21 protein-coding genes are annotated in these 20,171 nt (G+C 71.1%); 15 read left to right on the top strand and 6 right to left on the bottom strand.

Annotation, left to right across the window (positions count from 1 at the left end; all coding sequences use genetic code 11):
• Positions 1 to 19: 19 nt before the first annotated feature.
• The gene (locus ACZ6KY_RS00405; protein ID WP_469308076.1) at positions 20 to 1,495 is read right to left on the bottom strand and encodes a regulator; all 1,476 of its coding nucleotides are present in this window, start codon (positions 1,493 to 1,495) and stop codon (positions 20 to 22) included.
• Positions 1,496 to 1,826: 331 nt separating this feature from the next.
• On the opposite strand from ACZ6KY_RS00405, the gene lipB reads away from it, so the two are divergent.
• The 4 genes from lipB (at position 1,827) to ACZ6KY_RS00385 (ending at position 5,009) form a co-directional block, all read left to right on the top strand.
• Positions 1,827 to 2,633, top strand: coding sequence for a lipoyl(octanoyl) transferase LipB (lipB, locus tag ACZ6KY_RS00400; RefSeq protein WP_469308075.1), 807 nt, complete (start codon positions 1,827 to 1,829; stop codon positions 2,631 to 2,633).
• 131 nt (positions 2,634 to 2,764) lie between these two features.
• Entirely contained in the window at positions 2,765 to 3,730 is a 966-nt protein-coding gene (gene lipA / locus ACZ6KY_RS00395; protein ID WP_261708511.1) for a lipoyl synthase, read from the top strand.
• Positions 3,731 to 4,021: 291 nt separating this feature from the next.
• On the top strand, positions 4,022 to 4,216 hold the full coding sequence (locus tag ACZ6KY_RS00390; RefSeq protein WP_469308074.1) for an SCO2195 family GlnR-regulated protein: 195 nt from the start codon (positions 4,022 to 4,024) through the stop codon (positions 4,214 to 4,216).
• A 94-nt stretch (positions 4,217 to 4,310) separates the two neighbouring features.
• The gene (locus ACZ6KY_RS00385) at positions 4,311 to 5,009 is read left to right on the top strand and encodes a DUF4191 domain-containing protein (RefSeq protein WP_469308073.1); all 699 of its coding nucleotides are present in this window, start codon (positions 4,311 to 4,313) and stop codon (positions 5,007 to 5,009) included.
• Positions 5,010 to 5,166: 157 nt separating this feature from the next.
• On the opposite strand, the gene ACZ6KY_RS00380 is transcribed toward ACZ6KY_RS00385, so the two are convergent.
• On the bottom strand, positions 5,167 to 5,634 hold the full coding sequence (locus ACZ6KY_RS00380; RefSeq protein ID WP_469308072.1) for an RDD family protein: 468 nt from the start codon (positions 5,632 to 5,634) through the stop codon (positions 5,167 to 5,169).
• Positions 5,635 to 5,833: 199 nt separating this feature from the next.
• On the opposite strand from ACZ6KY_RS00380, the gene glnA reads away from it, so the two are divergent.
• The 3 genes from glnA (at position 5,834) to pspAB (ending at position 9,035) form a co-directional block, all read left to right on the top strand.
• The gene (gene glnA / locus ACZ6KY_RS00375; protein WP_469308071.1) at positions 5,834 to 7,243 is read left to right on the top strand and encodes a type I glutamate--ammonia ligase; all 1,410 of its coding nucleotides are present in this window, start codon (positions 5,834 to 5,836) and stop codon (positions 7,241 to 7,243) included.
• A 258-nt stretch (positions 7,244 to 7,501) separates the two neighbouring features.
• Positions 7,502 to 8,446 (top strand): zinc metalloprotease HtpX, encoded by a 945-nt coding sequence (htpX, locus tag ACZ6KY_RS00370; protein ID WP_469308070.1) that lies wholly within the window; start codon positions 7,502 to 7,504, stop codon positions 8,444 to 8,446.
• A 4-nt stretch (positions 8,447 to 8,450) separates the two neighbouring features.
• The gene (gene pspAB, locus ACZ6KY_RS00365) at positions 8,451 to 9,035 is read left to right on the top strand and encodes a PspA-associated protein PspAB (protein ID WP_469308069.1); all 585 of its coding nucleotides are present in this window, start codon (positions 8,451 to 8,453) and stop codon (positions 9,033 to 9,035) included.
• A 33-nt stretch (positions 9,036 to 9,068) separates the two neighbouring features.
• On the opposite strand, the gene ACZ6KY_RS00360 is transcribed toward pspAB, so the two are convergent.
• Complete coding sequence (locus ACZ6KY_RS00360; protein ID WP_469308068.1) at positions 9,069 to 9,428, bottom strand: hypothetical protein; 360 nt, start codon at positions 9,426 to 9,428, stop codon at positions 9,069 to 9,071.
• A 116-nt stretch (positions 9,429 to 9,544) separates the two neighbouring features.
• Here ACZ6KY_RS00360 and ACZ6KY_RS00355 point away from each other — a divergent pair, with 116 nt between their 5' ends.
• Entirely contained in the window at positions 9,545 to 10,330 is a 786-nt protein-coding gene (locus ACZ6KY_RS00355; protein ID WP_469308067.1) for an alpha/beta hydrolase, read from the top strand.
• A gap of 38 nt (positions 10,331 to 10,368) precedes the next feature.
• Here ACZ6KY_RS00355 and ACZ6KY_RS00350 read toward each other — a convergent pair whose 3' ends face one another.
• Together ACZ6KY_RS00350 and ACZ6KY_RS00345 are read right to left on the bottom strand one after the other, a co-directional pair.
• Positions 10,369 to 11,727 (bottom strand): DUF2252 domain-containing protein, encoded by a 1,359-nt coding sequence (locus tag ACZ6KY_RS00350; RefSeq protein WP_469308066.1) that lies wholly within the window; start codon positions 11,725 to 11,727, stop codon positions 10,369 to 10,371.
• Between the two features lie 5 nt (positions 11,728 to 11,732).
• Complete coding sequence (locus ACZ6KY_RS00345; protein WP_469308065.1) at positions 11,733 to 12,242, bottom strand: hypothetical protein; 510 nt, start codon at positions 12,240 to 12,242, stop codon at positions 11,733 to 11,735.
• 143 nt (positions 12,243 to 12,385) lie between these two features.
• On the opposite strand from ACZ6KY_RS00345, the gene ACZ6KY_RS00340 reads away from it, so the two are divergent.
• Entirely contained in the window at positions 12,386 to 13,636 is a 1,251-nt protein-coding gene (locus ACZ6KY_RS00340) for a winged helix DNA-binding domain-containing protein (protein ID WP_469308064.1), read from the top strand.
• Between the two features lie 158 nt (positions 13,637 to 13,794).
• Here the strand turns inward: ACZ6KY_RS00340 and ACZ6KY_RS00335 are convergent, their stop codons facing one another.
• A complete protein-coding gene (locus ACZ6KY_RS00335; RefSeq protein WP_469308063.1) occupies positions 13,795 to 14,103 on the bottom strand; it encodes a hypothetical protein in 309 nt (102 codons plus the stop codon).
• 164 nt (positions 14,104 to 14,267) lie between these two features.
• On the opposite strand from ACZ6KY_RS00335, the gene ACZ6KY_RS00330 reads away from it, so the two are divergent.
• From ACZ6KY_RS00330 to ACZ6KY_RS00305, 6 genes are all read left to right on the top strand, one after another.
• Entirely contained in the window at positions 14,268 to 14,627 is a 360-nt protein-coding gene (locus tag ACZ6KY_RS00330; protein WP_469308062.1) for an arsenate reductase family protein, read from the top strand.
• 142 nt (positions 14,628 to 14,769) lie between these two features.
• Positions 14,770 to 15,459 (top strand): RlpA-like double-psi beta-barrel domain-containing protein, encoded by a 690-nt coding sequence (locus ACZ6KY_RS00325; RefSeq protein ID WP_469308061.1) that lies wholly within the window; start codon positions 14,770 to 14,772, stop codon positions 15,457 to 15,459.
• 418 nt (positions 15,460 to 15,877) lie between these two features.
• On the top strand, positions 15,878 to 16,906 hold the full coding sequence (gene glnII / locus ACZ6KY_RS00320) for a glutamine synthetase (protein WP_469308060.1): 1,029 nt from the start codon (positions 15,878 to 15,880) through the stop codon (positions 16,904 to 16,906).
• 126 nt (positions 16,907 to 17,032) lie between these two features.
• Positions 17,033 to 17,956, top strand: coding sequence for a DUF6891 domain-containing protein (locus tag ACZ6KY_RS00315; protein WP_469308059.1), 924 nt, complete (start codon positions 17,033 to 17,035; stop codon positions 17,954 to 17,956).
• Between the two features lie 331 nt (positions 17,957 to 18,287).
• Positions 18,288 to 18,881, top strand: coding sequence for a winged helix-turn-helix domain-containing protein (locus ACZ6KY_RS00310; RefSeq protein ID WP_469308058.1), 594 nt, complete (start codon positions 18,288 to 18,290; stop codon positions 18,879 to 18,881).
• Between the two features lie 129 nt (positions 18,882 to 19,010).
• Complete coding sequence (locus ACZ6KY_RS00305; RefSeq protein WP_469308479.1) at positions 19,011 to 19,997, top strand: NAD-dependent epimerase/dehydratase family protein; 987 nt, start codon at positions 19,011 to 19,013, stop codon at positions 19,995 to 19,997.
• Positions 19,998 to 20,171 lie beyond the last annotated feature (174 nt).

Genomic DNA, 20,171 nt, shown 5'->3' with positions numbered 1-20,171 from the left:
GGGGACGCCCCGGCCCCGCTCAGCTCAGCGCGGCCACCTTGTCGCGGTAGCCGCGGACGGGCGCGGCGTCCTTGTACGGTTCGAGCCGTTTCTCGAAGTCCCGTACGTACTCGACGGCCCGCGCCGACCGCATCTCGGCCGCCTGCCCCGCGGCCTCCGCGCCCAGCAGACAGGCCTGGTCGAGCTCTCCGAGCCCGAGCCGTGCCGAGGCGAGCACCACCCGGCAGAACAGCCGGCTGCGCGCGTAGCCGGGTGCCCGCAGTTGCAGCGACCGTTCGGCGTGCTGCGCGGCGGCCCGGAACTGCTGAAGGTCCCGGTGGCAGTGCCCGAACTCGTCGGCGAGCTGCGCCTCGTCGAAGTACCGTGCCCAGTGCGGGACTTCGTCGCCGGTCCGGGAGGTCTCCAGCGCGCGCTCGGCCCGGACCAGGGAGGCCGTGCAGGCCCGCACCTCGCCGAGCACTCCGTGGGCGCGCGCCTCGACGGCGTGCAGCAGCGCCTGCACGACGTGCGGGCCCCCCGAGCCGAGGCCCTGCTGGGCGACCCGCGCGAGCTGCACGGCCTCGCGCCCGTGCCCGAGGTAGACGGCCTGCCGGCTCATCGTGATGAGCACGTAGGAGCCGTACACCCGGTCGCCCGCGGCCTGCGCCAGGCGTAGCGCCTGGACGAAGTACCGCTGCGCGAGTCCGTGCGCGCCGATGTCGTACGACGTCCAGCCGGCCAGCCGCGTGAGGTCCGCGGCGGCGGCGAACAGATGCCGGCCGGTCTGCTCCCCGTAGGTGCCGCGCAGCATCGGCTCGGCCTCGTGCTCCAGGTAGCGGACCAGTGCCTGCCGGGCGTGGCCGCCGCCGTAGGCGTGGTCGAGGGCGCGGAAGAGTTCGCCGACCGAGCGGAGCGCGGCGATGTCCCCGCCGCTGACCCGCTGGCCGGGGCCCCGCTCGGTCCGGCCGCGCTGCCGGGACGAGGGTCCGCCCTGTTCGGGCGGTGCCGTGAGCCTGGGCGCGGCCGGGCGGCCCTGCGCGGGCACGCGGGAGGGCTGGTCGCCGCGGGCGACCCGGTCGTCGGCCCGGCCGATCAGCCAGTCCCGGCTGGGCACGACGAGTCCGGCCGGGGTGAAGGCGATCTTGCGGAGCTCGGCGTGGCTGCCGGAGTCCTTGCGCCACAGGCCGCTGACGATGTCCACGGCCTCCTCGGGGGTCGCGGCGAACTCCAGCCCCGCGTACACGGGTGCGCAGGCGTCGAGCCCGAGGTCCTGCGCGCTCAGGCGCCGGCCGAGGCGGCGGGTGAAGACCTCGGCGATGAGCGCGGGAGTGGTCCCGCGCGGCTGCTGGCCCCGCAGCCACCGGGTCACGGAGGTCTTGTCGTATCTCAGGTCCAGTCCGTGTTCGAGCCCGAGCTGGTCCACGCGACGGGCGAGACCTGCGTTGGAGAACCCCGCTTCTGCGATGAGCGCGGCGAGCTGTCGATTGGGAATGCGCTGCGCGGGTCGTTCCGTCATCTGCGGTGCGGTCTCCTGCCTTCGGGTCCCCAAGGGGCCGCGGGGCGGCGTGGAACGTGTTCGCGCCTCCCCCGAGGACTCCTCGTGCCCGGATTGCCTGTGAGCAGCCCTTATGGCCTCGTGAACGGCGCGAATGTAGCGGAGCGTGAGCACCGCATCGCACATATCGACATTCATTCATCCGATCGTGTGAGGATTAGCCGTCGGGCTGACGCGGATCGGGCGGACGTACAGTGGCGTGGGCGCACGACGGACCTGACGAAAGGTTCCTCCGCGCGCCCCGCACGGGGACCACCACGTGCCCGAGGAAGCTTCTAGGGAGGCGCTTGCCGTGAGTGAGTTGCGGTTCGTCCGCATGGGATTCGGTGCCGAGGCCGTCGAGTACCAGCAGGCGTGGGACGAGCAGCGCCGTGTGCACGCCGCCCGGTTCCTGGACGAGATCCCCGACACCTGTCTGCTTCTGGAGCACCCGCCGGTCTACACCGCGGGCCGGCGCACGGCGGACAACGAGCGGCCCCTGGACGGCACGCCGGTCATCGACGTGGACCGCGGCGGCAAGATCACCTGGCACGGTCCTGGCCAGCTGGTCGGCTACCCGATCCAGAAGCTGCCGCGCCCGGTGGACGTCGTAGCCCACGTACGCCGTCTGGAAGAGGCCCTTATCCGTACCTGCGCGGAGTTCGGTCTGGAGGCGAGCCGGGTCGAGGGCCGCAGCGGCGTCTGGATCCTCGGTGACGCCAAGGATCCCGCCGACCGGCCCTCCGCGCCCGGGGGCCTCTCCCTCGACTTCGACCCGCGGCTGCGGGACGACGAGTTCGACCCGCGGCTCAACGGCCCGGAGTACGCCCCGTCCAACGCCGGCCAGCGCCGCGAGGACCGCAAGATCGCCGCGATCGGCATCCGCGTCGCCAAGGGCGTCACGATGCACGGCTTCGCCCTGAACGTGAACCCGGACAACGCCTGGTTCGACCGGATCATCCCGTGCGGCATCCGCGACGCGGGGGTCGCCTCCCTCGCCGGAGAGCTGGGCCGCGACGTGACCATCGCCGAGGTCCTCCCGGTGGCCGAGAAGCACCTCGGGGACGTACTGGCGAACGCGGACCTGAAGCCGCGCGTCGTCGAAGCCGCGCCGGCCTAGGACCCGCACCCCCACGGCGGGAAACCCCCGGGAATGCACCCCCGCTCCCGAAGGTTGCCCACCTCGGGGGCCGAGAACCGCACGGGCGTACCCTGGTGTACGCCGAAGAATCGAAGTTACAGGGAGCCGATGTGTCCGCAGTCGCACCCGACGGACGCAAGATGCTGCGCCTGGAGGTCCGGAACAGCCAGACCCCCATCGAGCGCAAGCCCGAGTGGATCAAGACCCGGGCGAAGATGGGCCCCGAGTACACGAAGATGCAGGCACTCGTGAAGAGCGAGGGCCTGCACACGGTCTGCCAGGAGGCGGGCTGCCCCAACATCTACGAATGCTGGGAAGACCGCGAGGCCACCTTCCTCATCGGCGGTGACCAGTGCACCCGGCGCTGCGACTTCTGCCAGATCGACACCGGCAAGCCCGAGGCGCTGGACCGCGACGAGCCGCGCCGTGTCGGTGAGTCCGTCGTCACGATGGACCTGAACTACGCCACCATCACCGGCGTCGCCCGCGACGACCTGGAGGACGGCGGCGCCTGGCTGTACGCCGAGACGGTCCGCCAGATCCACGCCCAGACGGCGGGCCGCGAGGCCGGCCGTACCAAGGTCGAACTGCTCGCCCCGGACTTCAACGCCGAGCCCGAGCACCTCGCCGAGGTCTTCTCCTCGCGCCCCGAGGTCTTCGCGCACAACGTCGAGACGGTCCCGCGGATCTTCAAGCGCATCCGTCCGGGCTTCCGCTACGAGCGCTCGCTCAAGGTCATCACCGAGGCCCGCGACTACGGTCTGGTCACGAAATCGAACCTGATCCTCGGCATGGGCGAGACCCGCGAAGAGGTCAGCGAGGCGCTCCAGCAGCTGCACGACGCGGGCTGCGAGCTCATCACGATCACGCAGTACCTGCGCCCCTCCGTGCGCCACCACCCCGTGGAGCGCTGGGTCAAGCCGCACGAGTTCGTGGAGCTCAAGGAGGAGGCCGAGGAGATCGGCTTCTCCGGCGTCATGTCGGGCCCGCTGGTCCGCTCCTCGTACCGGGCCGGCCGGCTGTACCAGATGGCCGTCGAGAAGCGTGGCGCGTACGTCGCGTCACAGGCGGTCTGATACGCCGAACGGATCACGTTGCGAAACGAAAGCGGTGGCACTCGGTGCCACCGCTTTTGTGTGAATCCGGGCACAAGCGGCCTTGCATTCACAAGGCCCCGTTCACATCCACCAAGGCATCCCCGCAGTTGACGACACCATCCGGCCCACGCCAGGGAGAAGACCCGCGGTTTCAAGGCTTCACTGGTGTTTGACCGGTCGGTCACGCCCTGGTAACACCAGTCAGTGACGCTGGTCCTACGTCACGCACCGCCCCGTCCGAGCCGCCGATCCCGAGGGGGGACCTCCATCATGCAGGCCGCGCCCGTACGCGCCACCGCGATTCCGTCGTTCACCGATGCACTCCGTGCCGTCGAGTCGCTGCTCATGAGCAGCGGGCAGCGCACCGCTCGCCGCAACGCCTGGACCTCCGTCCTGGAGGACCGTCGCCGGGCCAAGGACCGGTTCGAGGCGCAGCGCGTGCTGGAGTCCGTCTCGCACTCCTGATCGACGCACTCCCGGCCGCCGCTTCCTCGGTGCAGCGGTCCCGCCCGCCGGTACTGCCGTCGTCGGCACCTCGCGGGCCACGTAGACTCGTGGCATGGCGAGGAAGGAAACCGCAGCGGACGCTGCGAACCCCGGGCGACTCAAGCAGATCGCTCAGACGTACAAAATGACCCGCAAGGCCGATTCCAAGATCGGTCTTGTACTCGCGGCTGTCGGAATTCTCACCCTCGGTGTCTTCCTCGCGATCGGCTTCTTGATCGGTCACCCGGTCTATCTCGGGATTCTCGGGCTTCTGCTCGCTTTCCTCGCGACGGCGATCGTCTTCGGACGCAGGGCCGAGCGGGCCGCCTTCGGACAGATGGAGGGCCAGCCCGGCGCGGCCGCGGCGGTGCTCGACAACATCGGCCGAGGCTGGACCACGACCCCGGCGGTGGCGATGAACCGCAGCCAGGACGTGGTGCACCGCGCGGTCGGCAAGGCCGGCATCGTGCTGGTCGCCGAGGGCAACCCGAACCGGGTGAAGGGCCTGCTGGCCGCCGAGAAGAAGAAGATGGCGCGGATCGTCGCGGACGTCCCGGTGCACGACATCCTCGTGGGCAAGGGCGAAGGCCAGGTGGAGCTGAAGAAGCTCCGCACGACGATGCTGAAGCTGCCGCGCGTGCTCGCCGGCCCTCAGGTCACCGCGACCAACGACCGGCTGCGCGCCATGGGCGACCTGATGAGCAACATGCCGCTACCGAAGGGCCCGATGCCCAAGGGCATGCGGATGCCGCGCGGCGGCCCGAAGGGCTGACCCTCCAGCTACGACCTCTACGCGGTACCACGCACTTCTACGACGATGGGGCGCCCGGAGATTCTCCGGGCGCCCCATCGTCGTAGAAGCTCGTTCCGCCTCGTGCCGTTCCGCCCCGTGTCCGTACGCCCCCGGGGCGGACGGACAGTCGGACGCGTCAGATACGGACCTCGATCGTGCGGGCGAGACGGTCGTGCAGACCGCGGCCGTCGCGGTCCCAGATCAGCGCCGGGACGGCCACGCACAGGAGCGCGGTGCGCGCCAGGACGCGCAGCGGGTTCAGCCGGCCGCCGCCCTCGGGGACGACGCGCAGACCGAACAGGCGCTTGCCCGGCGTGAAGCCGACGGTACCGACCGTGAGCAGGCCGAGAACGAAGAAGACCAGCAGGGCCCAGTTGCCCGTCGCCTGGTCGTAGCCGTCGGTGAGCAGCCCGTATGCGATCAAGAGGCACAGGCCCCAGTCGACGGCGAGGGCGCCCAGACGGCGGCCGGGGCGGGCGATCGAGCCCGGTCCGTGCTCGGGGAGACCGAGCTGTTCACCCCGGTACCCGAAGTCGACACCGGCGTCCTCCGCCGCCGCGCGGGGGCCGGAGAGCCACGATCCGATTGCTTGCCTGTTGTCCACCCGTCCAAGGTACTGTGCCCGTTTTGCCATACGGACAGGAGGGGCCGGGACAGCCCAGGTCGGTTAACTTGGGCGAAACAAATGGGTCACGCTTGAGAAATCCCCCGTCCCTATGGTCGGCTCCAGCGTGTGCCACCGCACTGGCCGCACGAACGAACTACCACCCCGGTCCACTGTGGGCGGGAGTAGGAGGAGCTGGATGTTCCAGAACGCCGACGAGGCCAAGAAGTACATCGCGGACGAGGGCGTCAAGTTCGTCGATGTCCGCTTCTGTGACCTGCCGGGTGTGATGCAGCACTTCACGATTCCGGCCGAGGCCTTCGACCCGACCGAGGAGCTCGCGTTCGACGGCTCCTCCATCCGCGGCTTCCAGGCCATCCACGAGTCCGACATGGCGCTCCGCGCCGACCTGTCCACCGCGCGCGTCGACCCCTTCCGCCGCGACAAGACGGTCAACATCAACTTCTTCATCCACGACCCGATCACGGGCGAGCAGTACTCCCGTGACCCGCGCAACGTGGCCAAGAAGGCCGAGGCCTACCTCGCGTCGACCGGTATCGCCGACACCGCGTACTTCGGTCCCGAGGCCGAGTTCTACGTGTTCGACAGCGTGCGCTTCAAGACCTCCGAGAACGAGGCCTTCTACCACATCGACTCCGAGGCCGGCGCCTGGAACACCGGTGCGGTCGAGGACAACCGCGGTTACAAGGTCCGCTACAAGGGCGGCTACTTCCCCACCCCGCCGGTCGACCACTTCGCCGACCTGCGTGCCGAGATCTCCCTGGAGCTGGCCGCCTCCGGCCTGCAGGTCGAGCGCCAGCACCACGAGGTGGGCACCGCCGGCCAGGCCGAGATCAACTACAAGTTCAACACGCTGCTCGCCGCGGCCGACGACCTCCAGCTCTTCAAGTACATCGTGAAGAACGTCGCCTGGCGCAACGGCAAGACCGCGACCTTCATGCCGAAGCCGATCTTCGGTGACAACGGCTCGGGCATGCACGTCCACCAGTCCCTGTGGAGCAACGGCTCTCCGCTGTTCTACGACGAGGCCGGTTACGCGGGCCTGTCGGACATGGCCCGCTACTACATCGGCGGCATCCTCAAGCACGCGCCGTCGCTGCTGGCCTTCACCAACCCGACGGTGAACTCCTACCACCGCCTGGTCCCGGGCTTCGAGGCCCCGGTCAACCTGGTGTACTCGCAGCGCAACCGCTCCGCGGCCATGCGTATCCCGATCACCGGCTCGAACCCGAAGGCCAAGCGCGTCGAGTTCCGCGCGCCCGACTCCTCCGGCAACCCGTACCTGGCGTTCGCGGCCCTGCTGATGGCCGGCCTCGACGGTGTCAAGAACAAGATCGAGCCGGCCGAGCCGATCGACAAGGACCTGTACGAGCTGGCTCCCGAGGAGCACGCGGGCGTCGCCCAGGTCCCGACCTCGCTCCCGGCCGTCCTCGACCGCCTGGAGGCCGACCACGAGTTCCTGCTCGCGGGCGACGTCTTCACGTCGGACCTGATCGAGACGTGGATCGACTACAAGCGCACGAACGAGATCGCGCCGCTCCAGCTGCGTCCGCACCCGCACGAGTTCGAGCTGTACTTCGACGTGTAAGCCCGTCGCTGACGTGTGAGCCCGTCGCTCCAGCCGCACACCACCGGCCGTGCCCTTCCTCCGGGAGGGGCACGGCCGCTGTGCTTTCCCGGCGACGCGAACGTCCCGGCGGCTCCGGGCGCGTCCGCTCCGCATAAATAAGGGGCTCTTGACAGGGAAGTTCTTTGCCCACCGCGGGGCCGATCGGCACCTGTTCATGGGGAACCGCAGGAGCACAATGGAAAGCGGGACGAGTGCCTGACAGCGGGGTGGTACGAGATGCAGAGCCGATTCCGGAACGATCGGCAGCTGACCGTGCGGATGACGGTCACGCTGTTCCTGCTCGGATTGCTGTACGTGGCCTTCGTCGCCGCGTTGATCGTTTTGCTGAAGTCCTGGGTGCTGGTCGTCGTGATCGCGGCCGGGCTCCTCATCGCGCAGTACTGGTTCTCGGACCGGATCGCGCTGTACGCCATGCACGGGCGGATCGTGGAGCGGGAGGAGTATCCCCAGCTGCACGGCGTCGTCGACCGGCTGTGCGCCGTGGCCGACATGCCCAAGCCGCTCGTCGCCGTGTCGGACATCGACATGCCGAACGCGTTCGCGACGGGACGCAACGCCGATCACGCGGTGCTGTGCGTGACCACCGGGCTGCTGCGCCGGCTGGAGCCCGACGAGCTCGAAGGCGTCCTCGCGCACGAGCTGTCGCACGTGGCGCACAAGGACGTCGCCGTGATCACCGTGGCCTCCTTCCTCGGGGTGCTCGCCGGGCTGATCGTGCGGTTCGCGTTCTACTCGCAGCTCTTCGGCGGGCGGGGCCGCAAGGACCAGAACACCGTCGCCATCTTCATGGCGGTGATGGCGGTGTCCGCGGCCGTGTACGCCATCAGTTTCATGCTGATCAGGGCGCTCTCCCGGTACCGCGAGCTGGCCGCCGACCGTTCCGCGGCCCTGCTCACCGGCCGCCCCTCGGCACTGGCGTCCGCGCTGACCAAGGTGACCGGGGACATCGGCCGGATCCCGACGAAGGACCTGCGGACCGCGCAGGCCTTCAACGCCTTCTACTTCACGCCGGCGCTCGGCGCCCAGCCGGGCATCGCCAACCTCTTCTCCACCCACCCGAGCCTGGAGCAGCGGCTCGAACAACTGGCCCGCATCTCCGTCGAGCTGGGCGAGCCCGCACTGCCGGACGCGGGCGCACCGACTCCCGGAGAGGCCGTCTGACCGCATGGGGTTCCTGGACATCCTGCTCGGCCGCAGCAAGCCCGCCGCACCCGACCTCGACCAGCTCTTCGGCCTGCCGTCGGCGGCCGTGACGCTCCAGGCGGCGGCCGGGTTCACCCCGACCGGCACGGGCGCGGTGTGCTTCGCGTCCGTCGAGGGCGCGGCCTTCGCCGAGGCGCACCAGGAGGCACAGGCCCTGCTCGACGCGGACACCGGGCGGACGGGCACCCCGGTGGAACTCAGCAAGGACGAGTACGGCTACTCGTGGCTCGTCTCCCGCCGCGCGCCGGACGACCTGCCGGCCCTGGTGAGCGATCTGCACGCCGTCAACACAGCGCTGGAGGGCACCGGTTTCGGACCCCAGCTGCTCTGTTCCGTGGTGGGTTTCAAGGACAGCGGGCAGCGGCGGCTCGACCTCGTCTACCTCTACAAACGAGGTTCCTTCTACCCCTTCGCTCCGCTCGCCGACGAAGGTGAGCGGCGCGACAACGCGCTGGAACTCCAGATCAAGGCGGCGCTCGTCGACGACCTGCGTATCGAGCAGGATCTCTCCCGCTGGTTCCCGATCTGGGGCGCCCCAGGACTGTGACGCCCCGGCGCTGGGGCCGGATCCGTGGACGTCCTACTTCTGGCGCTCCTGGCGGCGCGTCCGAAGGGGGCGTTCGCGCCGGTAGCGGCGCTCCCACCTGGCCTGGCGGTCACGGCGCTCGCGGTACGCCCGGTGGCTGGCGTCCGTGCGGCCCGCGGCTCCGCCGGAGCCCGGAGCGGCGGAACCCGGGGACCCCGCGGCGGACGTGCCGCGGCACCGGAAACGGGCGCCCGCGACAGGCGCGACGGCCGCTCCGGAAGCAGGCGCTAAGGCCACACCCGGAACCGGCCCCGCGGTCGTAGCCGGAGCCGGTGCCGCCGCCTCGCCGACGGTCAGCACCACCGCGCCGGACGCGAGCGGCGCTCCCGCCTCCTCCTGAGCCGACGGTTCCACCCCGTCAACCACCCTTCCCCCGAAGGGAATTCGCCCGTCGCTCCCGTCGCCCGGGTGATGTCCCACGCGCCGCACCCACCTCAGGAGCGGCGCGACCCGCGTGCGTAAATGGGGGCATGCTCTCTCCCTTCACACACGACCACGACGGTGAACGACTGAGCTGCGTCAGCGGCGGCGCGGGCGACTTCGGCGGCGGCACGGCCACCGCCGTTCTCCTGCACGGCGCGGGCAACGGCAGCAAGGAGCGACTGCTCCCGCTGCTCGACGACTTCGCCGCCCGCGGCTGTGCGGGGCTCGCGTTCGACTTCTCCGGGCATGGTGAAAGCACCGGCACGCTGGGCGAGTTGAGCCTTCGGCGGCGTTTCGAGCAGGCCGTGTCGGTCATCGACGCGACGGTTCCGGCGGGCGCCCCGCTGATCCTCGTCGGGTTCAGCATGAGCGGCCAGACGGTGGCCGATCTCGCGCGGCACTACGGGGAACGCGCGGTGGCGCTCGTGCTGTGCGCGCCCGCGGTGTACGCCGCCGAGGCCTGGCCGGTTCCGTTCGAGGACGCGGAAGGCACCTCGCGGCAGGACGGCACCGGGACGGCGGAGAGCCGCTTCAGCCGGATCATCCGCACGCCGGACAGCTGGCGACAGGCCTCCGCGCTCGGCGTACTGCGGGCGTACGAGGGGCGGGCGGTGCTCGCCGTACCCGCCGTGGACGCGGTCATCCCGCCCGCGGTGACCGAGGCGGTCGCCAAGGCGCTCACCGCCCGCGCCCGTTTCACCCGCTTCGAACTGCCCGACGCCGATCACCTGCTGGGCCTCTGGTTCCGCGACCACGCCGAGGACCGGCGCCGGCTCGTGGACCTCGCCCTCACCGGACTCGGCGACCCGGTCCGGACAGCGGCCGACGCCTGAACGGCCTTGACGGCGGCGGGAGTTCCGGACGAGGGACCTCACACGCCGGGGGCCGCCGGGACCACGCCCGCGATCACCGCGGCGCCCAGTGCCGCGTGGTCGGTGGCGTTGCGGTCCGTGTAGCGCAGCGCGAACTCCGCGACGGCACGGTCGAAGGTGTCGGCGCCGCCGAGATAGGCGGCGATGGCGACACGGTCGCCGGAGCGGGCGTGCGCGCGGGCCAGGGCGGTGCCGCACAGCCGGGCGTAGGCGCGCAGTTCGCCCGGACTCATGCCGGCGATGTCCGCGGACCCCTTCATGTCGTGCAGTTGGCGCCAGTAGAACGCCCGCCCCTCGGGGCCGGTCGTCCAGCCGAGGAAGATGTCCCCGGCGGCCTGCATGAGCCGTTGCCCCGCGACGATCCGGCGCCCTGGATGGACGTACGGGCCGCTGGGCAGATGCTCTTCGAGTACGGACGGTCCCGCCTGCTTGATCTGCAGGAACAGCGGGTCGTCGGCGTCGCGCCCGGCGAGCAGCACGATGAAGCAGCGGGTGCCGACACTGCCCACGCCGACGACCTTGCGGGCCGCGTCGACGAACCGGTAGCGGTCGAGGAGCAGCCGGCGTTCCTCGGGGAGCGTGGAGCGGTAGTCGCTGAAGATCTTGCGGAGCGAGGCCATGTCGAGGGATCCGGCCGGTTCCAGCAGGGGCGGGTCGCGGACGATGCGGCGGCGTCCGTCGACGGTCTCGGTGAGTTTGCCGAGCGCCTGCAGGCTGGTGCGGCGGCGGGCGCGGGTGAGGGTCGCCTCGGCGCGCCGGCGCTGTCTCCCCGAGCGGACCAGCGGCAGCAGCAGATCGGCGTCGATGTGCTGGTACCAGACGGTCAGTTCGCCCTGCCGGGCCAGCCGTCGCACGACCTCGCGGTACTGCCCGGCGGCGGCCCGTGCCGCGCCGAAGACGTGCTCGTCCTTGTGCCCGTTCTCCCGGGCCGCGACCGCGACGCTGGCCGCGAGCCGTTTGACGTCCCACTCGAAGGGTCCGGGGAAGGTCTCGTCGAAGTCGTTGAGGTCGAAGAGCAGGGAGCGTTCCGGGGAGGCGTACAGGCCGAAGTTCAGCAGGTGCGCGTCGCCGCACAGCTGGACGGTGAGCCCGGTGTGCGGCTGGGCGGCGAGGTCGGCGGCCATGACGGCGGCGGACCCGCGCAGGAACGCGAGCGGTGACGCCGCCATCCGCGCGTACCGGATCGGCAGCAGTTCCGGAAGCCGGTCCCTGCCCTGCGCCTGCAGGAGGCCGACCGGGTCCGGGCGGTCGGCTGCCGGGATCCAGGTGCCGTGCGCGGAACGGGAGACCCGCTTGCGGGCCGCCCGGCCCCGGGCGGCCCGGTCCGCGGAGGTGGCCGTGACGCTGTTGCGGAGCACGGGCGTCAGTGCCTGACGGCGCGGGCGACGCCGGTCTTGACGTCACCGGTGAGGGAGCGGTTGCTGCGGGCGGTGCCGTCCTTGGACGCGCCCCCCGCGACGTCGTTCACCGTCACGACGGTCGTGTCGAGGAGGTTGCCGCTCGTGTCGCGGAAGTCGACCTGGACGACGTACGACTTCGCCGAGGAGGTGGGGTTGGTGACGGTCACCTTGACCGTGGCGCGCCCGTCGGAGTCGGGGCTCGCGTTCCCGTCGAGCTTCACCTCGCCCTTGGCGTCCACACCGCCCTTGAACTCGTCGAACTTCCGGCCGGCCTCGGCGGTCGCGGAGGCGAGGGCGTCACCCGCCTGGGTGGCGGCGGACGCGGCCTGCGAGACGGCGGACGCGGCCTTGGAGGCGGTGCCGGAGGGGCTGCTGTCGTCCGAACAGGCGGTCAGCTGCGTGGCCAGGGCCGCCACCACGAACACGGCCAGGATCAGTCGGACCGGTCCTTGTATGCCGTTCCTCTGATGCATCGTCTCTCCCCACGTGGTCCTGGTTCGCCTCCGGATCCCGCTTCCTCGCGGTGGGCCCAGTCAAGGCCGCGGTCAGGGCCGCCGCATGCCCGGCTACGTCGAACGGGTGAGCCTCGCTCTGTGACGGGCGGACGTTCGAGAGGATGTGGAGCACGAAGCGCGGAGCGCGGAGTACGAGGCGACCGGACGGAGGCGACGTGACGGGGAAGCCGCGGCACATCGGGGTGGCGGAGCGGCGGGCACGGCTCGGGCTGCGGCAGCGGCTCGTGGGCGCCGCCCGGGCGGCGAGCCCCGAGGAGGTGGCGGACTCGCTGGTCGCGCTGCACGGCACCGACCCGGCGACGGTGTACCTCGCGGTGGGGGCCCGTCTCGCTGACGCCGGGGAGACGGTGGCGCAGGTCGACCGGGCGCTGTACGAGGACCGGTCACTCGTACGGATGCACGGCATGCGGCACACCGTGTTCGTGTTCCCCACCGGCCTGGCCGCCGTCGTGCATGCCTCGACGGGGCTCGACATCGCCGCGAAGGCCCGGGCCGGACTGGTCAAGGACATGGTCACCGGAAGCGACGGGCGGCTGACCGAGGAGTGGCTCGACGAGGTCGAGGCGTCCGCGCTCGCCGCGCTGGCCCGGCGGGGACAGGCCACGGTGAACGAGCTCACCCGGGACGAGCCGCGGTTGAAGGAGCGGTTCGTCTACGGGGCCGGGAAGAGTTACGAGAGCCCGCACACCGTGTCGTCCCGGCTGATGCGGGTGCTGGGCGTCGAGGGCCGGGTGGTGCGGGGGCGCCCGCTCGGGTCCTGGACGTCGAGCCAGTTCCGCTGGGCGGTCGCGCCACCGCATCCCCCGCTCCCTCCCGCCGAGGCCAGGTCCGAGCTGCTGAGCCGCTGGCTCACGGCGTGCGGGCCCGCCACGGAGGCCGACCTGAAGTGGTGGACGGGCTGGAAGGTCACCGACGTACGGCGGACGCTGACCGTGATCGGGGCGGTGGCCGTCTCGCTCGACGACGGGGTCACGGGGTATGTGGCGGCGGGTGACGAGGGCCTGGTGGACGGGCCGGGAGCGCCCTGGGCGGCCCTGCTGCCCGCCCTCGATCCGACGCCCATGAGCCGGCAGGAGCGGGACTGGTATCTCGACCCCTCCCTGCGTCCCGCGCTCTTCGACCGCAGCGGGAATGTCGGGCCGACGGTGTGGTGGGACGGCCGGGTGGTCGGGGGATGGGCGCAGCGGCCCGACGGCGAGGTCGTCTGGCGGCTGCTGGACCCCGGGGGCGTCGGACACGAGGCACAGGCCGCGATCTCGGCGGAGGCCGGGCGCCTTCAGACGTGGCTGGGTCACACCCGGATCACTCCACGCTTCCGGACACCGCTGGAACGGGAGCTGTCGGCGGGGTGACGACCGGCACGGGAGCGGGAGCCCCCGGCCGAGCGACGACCGGCGCGAACGCCGGTCCCGGCGCCGACGTGGATCCCGTTGCCGGGTCGGGGTCGGTGCCGGGTGTGCCCCTCGGCGGGGGAGTCACCCGGCACCGGTGGATCGGCGCGCTCAACTCCTCAGCGCGCGTACCTCATCAGCGCACGCACCATGTGGCACGTGGTGTCCGACGGCGAGTGGACGCCGATGAGTTCGGCGGTGCTGCGGATCTTCTCGTTACGGGCCTGGTTCGGCACGTACACACCGGAGTCGAGCAGGGCGATGGCGAGTCGCATCGCCTTGAGCCGGCGGTTGTGGGTGACGTACCAGTCGCGGGGGCGCCCCGGCGGCAGCGGGCGCTTCTCCACGGGCTCGTACGGCAGGTCCAGCCGAACCGCCCTCTTGGATGTGGACTGGGTGGGCAGCGGCTTCAGTGCGGCAGCGGGCACAGGCATCCTCCTGTCGCGGTCAGGGCGCCGTCCGGACCGCCCGGCGACACCCTCGAACACTGCTTCTATTCTACCGCCGGGCACTGACAAAAGCCGCTGGCCACAAGGGCTTCGAGGGGGCCGTGACAGCAGAACGCGAGGGTGTCTCACGTAACGTGTGCGGGATGGAGATCTGGATCAACCCGGCCTGTTCGAAGTGCCGCAGCGCGATCAGCCTGCTCGACGCGGAGGGCGCCGACTACACCGTCCGACGCTATCTGGAGGACGTGCCAGGCGAGGACGAGATCCGCGGCGTCCTCGACCGTCTCGGCCTCGAACCGTGGGACATCACGCGGACCCAGGAGGCCGACGCCAAGGAGCTGGGGCTCAAGGAGTGGGCGCGGGACGCCGGTTCACGGGACCGGTGGATCAAGGCGCTGTCGGAGCACCCGAAGCTGATCCAGCGGCCGATCATCACCGCGGACGACGGGACGGCACTGGTGGGCCGCACGGACGAGGCGGTGCGGGACGCCCTGTCCCGGTAGCGGGCCCACGCCGGGCCCGCGCCCGCCCGGCCCAACTCCCGTGTGATCCAGGTTACTTAAGTGAATGCCGTAACCATTGAGTAACCGCGTTCGGCATCTCGTACATAGCGGCGTAACGCCCCCCACCGCTCTGGAGGCGCGCATGTCGCGTAGGAGAAGGACTCTCAGCACCAAGAAGAAGATCGCTCTGCTGGTCAGCGCGGCGACCGTGGCGGGCGGCGGGGCCTTCGCCCTGGCCGCCACCTCGAACGCGGCGTCGGTGCAGACCGCCCAGACTTCGATCGCGTGCAAGGGCCTGGCCACCGCGCTCGGCAACAACCAGCAGTTCATCGCGGACCAGCAGGCGCACCCGGACGCGCAGTCGGCGGCCAGGATCGCCAACCGCCAGGCCGTCATCGCGCAGATCAAGGTTCAGCAGCAGGCTTCCGGCTGCGCTGTCGGGGAATCGGCTCAGGACTCCCAGACCGCCCAGCAGCCGGCACAGTCCGCGCCGGCCAAGGCCGCGCCCGCCCCGGCGGCTCCGGCGAAGACCGCCCCCGCGAAGACCGCCCCCGCCAACAACGCCGGCGGTGCCGCCGCCACCGGCCAGCAGGTCTGCACCGGTTCGACCGTCACGCTCTCCGGCGAGGCGGGCGCGCCGGCCGCGTCCAGCAACCAGTTCCCGGCCGGAACGAAGCTGAAGGTCACCAACCTGGACAACAACAAGTCCACGACCGTTCAGGTCACCTCGGTCTCCGGCAGCTGTGTCCTGCTGAACAACGCGGCCTTCGAACAGGTCCGCGAGCCGGGCAAGTTCCTCATCCGCAGGGCCCGTATCGAGAAGGTCGGATAACGGGCACACCATGCTGAAGGCCCTGCCGTCGCCGATCCCCTCCCGGTCGGAAGCGGCAGGGCTTTCGCATGGACGGACCACCGCTCGCCCGGACAGGCAACCGGGGCGGAACCGGGCCACATCCCCCGTACCGCTCCCACGCGCATCGCATACGAGCAAGTCCCCCGCCGCCCCCGCGGGACCCGGCTGGGCGACCAGCCGGCCGATCGCGGTCGCGAACGATCGCGCGCGGACAACCGTGAAGGCGCAGGTCGTGTGAGACCGGGCACACACAACCCAGGTAACACGGGGTTCACATTCGGGCAACGCTCGGGAAATCGCTGGTTGACAGGCTGCCCGGCATATCGGCGGCGCCCCAGTGCCGCAGCGCCGCAGCACCCGCGAGTGCGATCAAGACCCACCCCGAAGGATGTGGCCCGTGAGCTTCAAGGCTGAGTACATCTGGATCGACGGCACCGAGCCGACGGCCAAGCTCCGTTCCAAGACGAAGATCCTGGCCGACGACGCCAAGGGTGCCGAGCTGCCGATCTGGGGCTTCGACGGCTCCTCGACGAACCAGGCCGAGGGTCACGCCTCGGACCGCGTACTCAAGCCCGTGGCCAGCTTCCCGGACCCGATCCGCGGCGGCGACGACATCCTCGTCATGTGCGAGGTCCTCGACATCGACATGACGCCGCACGCCTCCAACACCCGTGCCGCGCTGGCCGAGGTCGCGGAGAAGTTCGCCGCGCAGGAGTCGATCTTCGGCATCGAGCAGGAGTACACCTTCTTCAAGGGCGCGCGTCCGCTCGGCTTCCCCGAAGGCGGTTTCCCGGCCGCGCAGGGCGGCTACTACTGCGGTGTCGGCGCGGACGAGATCTTCGGCCGTGACGTCGTCGAGGCGCACCTGGACAACTGTCTCAAGGCGGGCCTCGGCATCTCCGGCATCAACGCCGAGGTCATGCCCGGTCAGTGGGAGTTCCAGGTCGGCCCGCTGGCGCCGCTGGAGGTCTCGGACCAGCTGTGGGTCGCCCGCTGGCTGCTCTACCGCACCGCCGAGGACTTCGGCGTCTCCGCGACGCTGGACCCCAAGCCGGTGAAGGGCGACTGGAACGGCGCGGGCGCGCACACGAACTTCTCCACCAAGGCGATGCGCGAGGGCTACGACGCGATCATCACCGCGTGCGAGTCGCTCGGCGAGGGCTCCAAGCCGATGGACCACGTCAAGAACTACGGCGCCGGCATCGACGACCGTCTGACGGGCCTGCACGAGACCGCCCCGTGGAACGAGTACAGCTACGGCGTCTCCGACCGCGGTGCCTCGGTCCGCATCCCGTGGCAGGTCGAGAAGGACGGCAAGGGTTACATCGAGGACCGCCGCCCGAACGCGAACGTCGACCCGTACGTCGTGACGCGCCTCATCGTCGACACCTGCTGCACCGCCCTGGAGAAGGCCGGCCAGGTCTGATCCCCGCACACCCGCGAAGGGGTGCCCGCCGACTCGGCGGGCACCCCTTCCGTGTCTCCCGCGCTGCCATGGAAGCCGTTCCGCCCGGTCCGTCGCGTTGTCAGTGGCGTGTGTCAGCCTTGATCCATGCAGAGCGACGAGTCCCTCGCCATCAAGGTCGAGACGGAGAACCGGCAGAAGCACGCGCGGATTTCGGGCGGGCGGCTGCGGGAGTTGGTTCACCGGATCGGCGATCACGGCGACCACTTCCTGGTCGTGCAACGGATACCGGACATCCCGGACGTCTTCGTCCAGGTGTGGCACAAGCACGGCGAGGAGTATCAGCTGGAGTACCGCGAGGGCGGCGACCGCTTCTTCGGCACCGTTCTGGGTGACCGCGACCGGGTCGCGGACGCCATGACGGGGTGGGCCCGCAAGGACGCCGGCTGGGATGCGGGAATCACCTGGGACCTGCTCGGCCACGACGCCCCGCAGGATGTGCCCGAACTCCCCGAGGACGTACGGGAAGAGGTCGAGGCCCTGATCAGGGAACAGCTGGCCTGCGGGTACGCGGACCGGGCGCAGCTCACCGAGGACGCCGAGGAGTGTCTCGTCTCCGGCGACCACCGCCCGGTGTCCAAGGCGCAGGCCCGGGTGCTCGTGGACCGGCTGTGGACGGAGCGGCTGGCCGAGCAGGAGACCTGGGAAGGGCTCACCGATCCCGAGCGCCTCACCGAGGTCTTCGAGGCGCTCGACGCGAGTGGCATCACCGCGCGCGAGAACTTCGCCTGCTGCCGCAACTGCGGCACCACCGAGATAACCGAGGAGCGCGGCGAGGGAGCGCGTGGCTTCGTCTACTTCCACAGCCAGTGCACGGAGAGCGTCGCCGCGGGATACGGACTGAGCCTGCTCTACGGCGGGTTCGACGGGTCGGCCGAGACCACGGCGGCCGTCGGACGCGAGGTCGTCGCGGCGCTCGGCGCGGCCGGGCTGTCCACACAGTGGGACGGCTCCGCCGGCACCACGATCCGCGTCACGGCGCTGACTTGGCACAAGCGCCTGGTCGGATAGGGGTTCGCGCCGTCGGCTTCACGCCAAGAATGTGTCCAGGTCCTGACGGGAGTCTCCTGCCGGGCTCCGGATTCTGCTTCAATGGGTTCATGGCCAGCTTCCAGAAGTGCATCGCGACGGGTCGCCATGACCTCGAGCCCTTCTGGCCCTCTCGTCAGCACCACGACTTCGACCGGGTGTGTTGTCGCGCGATGAACGCGCCGGCCCTCTAAAGCCGTACACCCCCGGCCTTCGGCCAGCGCGCACGACGTACGTCCTCGACGGCCCCGACCACGAACTCGCGGCCGTCGACCTTCCCGACGAACTTCTCGCGCGAAAGAGCTGACCTCTCATGGCGACCACTCGTTCCTTCTCCTCCGTCGCGACGGCCCCCACCCCCTCGACCGCTCCGGGACGGCACCGACTGCGTGCCGTCGACCGGGACGAGGTGCTGGACGTCGCCGAGTTCCTGCCGCCGGGCGCCACCTGGCTGCCCGCCCCCCAGCACGCGCTGCCGGTCCTGCCGGGGCAGCCGCCGATGATCGGCTACCTGGTCCTCGTGCCGGCGGACCAGCAGCCCCTGTTGCCGGTCGCCCTGACGGGCCGGACCGAGCCCTCCGCCGCCACCGACGGTGCGGCCGGCACTGCCGCCGACCCGCTGGTGCGCATCGACACCGTGCAGCGCACCGCCGAGGTCGACGGGCAGGTGCTGGACCTCACCTACCTGGAGTTCGAACTGCTCGCGCATCTCGTCCGGCATCCGCACCGGGTGCACACCCGCGACCAGTTGGTCTCCACGGTGTGGGGCTACGGGCACGTCGGCGACGGGCGGACCGTCGACGTCCATGTCGCCCGGCTGCGCCGCAAGCTCGGCGCCCAGTACCGGCAGGCGATCCAGACGGTGCGTCGAGTGGGATACAAGTACACGCCGCCGACCGGCCGTTGACCACTCCGACCGGGAGTTCACCGGTCTCCGGCCGGAGTTGACCCGCCCCGCGAGTCTTCTGTCAGCAGATTCGCGTGCCACCGGCCGGCCCGTCCGTGCAGAGTCGTCCGTATGACACGGAGACTTCTGATGCTGGGCGGTACGGAGTTCGTGGGGCGCGCCGTGGTGGAAGGGGCGCTCGCGCGGGGGTGGGAGGTCGCCGTCTTCCACCGCGGGCGGCACGAACCCCCGGCCGGGGTGCGGTCGTTGCTGGGCGACCGCGCCACGCCCGACGGGCTCGCGGCACTCGCCGGCATCGCGGACACCTGGGATGCCGTCGTCGACACCTGGTCGGCGGCGCCGCGGGCCGTCCGGGACGCGGCCCGGCTGCTGGCCGGGCGGGCGGCCCGCCATGTGTACGTGTCGAGCTGCTCGGTGTACGCGTGGCCCCGGCCGGCCGGGTACGCCGAGGACGCACCGCTGGTGGAGGGGGCGTCGGCCGGCGCGGACGCGACCGACTACGCCCGGGACAAGCGGGGCGGGGAACTGGCCGCTGTCGAGGCCTTCGGCGCCGAGCGGTCGCTGCTGGTGCGGTCCGGGCTGATCCTCGGGCCGTACGAGAACATCGGGCGGCTGCCGTGGTGGCTGGACCGGATCGCGGCGGGCGGTCCCGTGCTCGCTCCCGGGCCGCGCGATCTGCCGCTCCAGTACGTCGACGTCCGGGACCTCGCGGAGTGGACGCTCGGGGCGGTGGAGGCGGAACTCGACGGGGCGTACAACCTGGCCGGGCCTGCGGGGCACAGCACGATGGGGGCGCTGCTCGACGCGTGCGTCCAGGTCACCGGGGCTCGGGCCGAGCTCCGCTGGACGGACCCCGAGGTCGTGCTGGGCGCGGGCATCGAACCGTGGACCCAGCTCCCCATGTGGGTACCGCCCGGGAGTGACTTCCAGGCCGCGCTGTACTCGGCGGACGTCTCCCGCGCCCTGCGGACGGGCCTGCGGTGCCGGCCCGTCCAGGAGACCGTCGCCGGCACCTGGAGCTGGCTCCGGTCGCTCGGCGGTCCGGCTCCCCGGCGCGCCGACCGGCCGGCGGTGGGACTGGATCCCGCGGTGGAGGCGAAGGTCCTCGGAATCTGAGCCCCCGGGAATTCCCGGTCCCGGACGTTCCGGCCGCCGTGAGTGTGGCGTCGGCACGCACGTCGGGGGATTCGGTCCGGCTGCCGGTTCCCGTCGGTCGGCGGACATCTTCCTGTCGCCCGCCGGCCGGGTCCGGCCGCTTCCGGCGTACGGCTCCGAGATCGCCGCGACGGT

The sequence above is a fragment of the Streptomyces sp. NPDC042002 genome (genome assembly GCF_055588305.1).
Note: the sequence above shows the minus strand (reverse complement) of the source record. Positions and strands in the feature narration are given on the sequence as shown.

Excerpts from the sequence above, each read along its gene's own strand:
- ACZ6KY_RS00340 (WP_469308064.1), top strand. The coding sequence starts at position 12,386 with ATGTGGAGCACGAAGCGCGGAGCGCGGAGTACGAGGCGACCGGACGGA.
- glnA (WP_469308071.1), top strand. The coding sequence starts at position 5,834 with ATGTTCCAGAACGCCGACGAGGCCAAGAAGTACATCGCGGACGAGGGC.
- ACZ6KY_RS00305 (WP_469308479.1), top strand. The coding sequence starts at position 19,011 with ATGCTGGGCGGTACGGAGTTCGTGGGGCGCGCCGTGGTGGAAGGGGCG.
- ACZ6KY_RS00345 (WP_469308065.1), bottom strand. The coding sequence starts at position 12,242 with ATGCATCAGAGGAACGGCATACAAGGACCGGTCCGACTGATCCTGGCC.
- ACZ6KY_RS00325 (WP_469308061.1), top strand. The coding sequence starts at position 14,770 with ATGTCGCGTAGGAGAAGGACTCTCAGCACCAAGAAGAAGATCGCTCTG.
- ACZ6KY_RS00405 (WP_469308076.1), bottom strand. The coding sequence starts at position 1,495 with ATGACGGAACGACCCGCGCAGCGCATTCCCAATCGACAGCTCGCCGCG.
- ACZ6KY_RS00310 (WP_469308058.1), top strand. The coding sequence starts at position 18,288 with ATGGCGACCACTCGTTCCTTCTCCTCCGTCGCGACGGCCCCCACCCCC.
- htpX (WP_469308070.1), top strand. The coding sequence starts at position 7,502 with ATGCAGAGCCGATTCCGGAACGATCGGCAGCTGACCGTGCGGATGACG.
- pspAB (WP_469308069.1), top strand. The coding sequence starts at position 8,451 with ATGGGGTTCCTGGACATCCTGCTCGGCCGCAGCAAGCCCGCCGCACCC.
- ACZ6KY_RS00355 (WP_469308067.1), top strand. The coding sequence starts at position 9,545 with ATGCTCTCTCCCTTCACACACGACCACGACGGTGAACGACTGAGCTGC.
- ACZ6KY_RS00315 (WP_469308059.1), top strand. The coding sequence starts at position 17,033 with ATGCAGAGCGACGAGTCCCTCGCCATCAAGGTCGAGACGGAGAACCGG.
- ACZ6KY_RS00385 (WP_469308073.1), top strand. The coding sequence starts at position 4,311 with ATGGCGAGGAAGGAAACCGCAGCGGACGCTGCGAACCCCGGGCGACTC.
- ACZ6KY_RS00390 (WP_469308074.1), top strand. The coding sequence starts at position 4,022 with ATGCAGGCCGCGCCCGTACGCGCCACCGCGATTCCGTCGTTCACCGAT.
- ACZ6KY_RS00330 (WP_469308062.1), top strand. The coding sequence starts at position 14,268 with ATGGAGATCTGGATCAACCCGGCCTGTTCGAAGTGCCGCAGCGCGATC.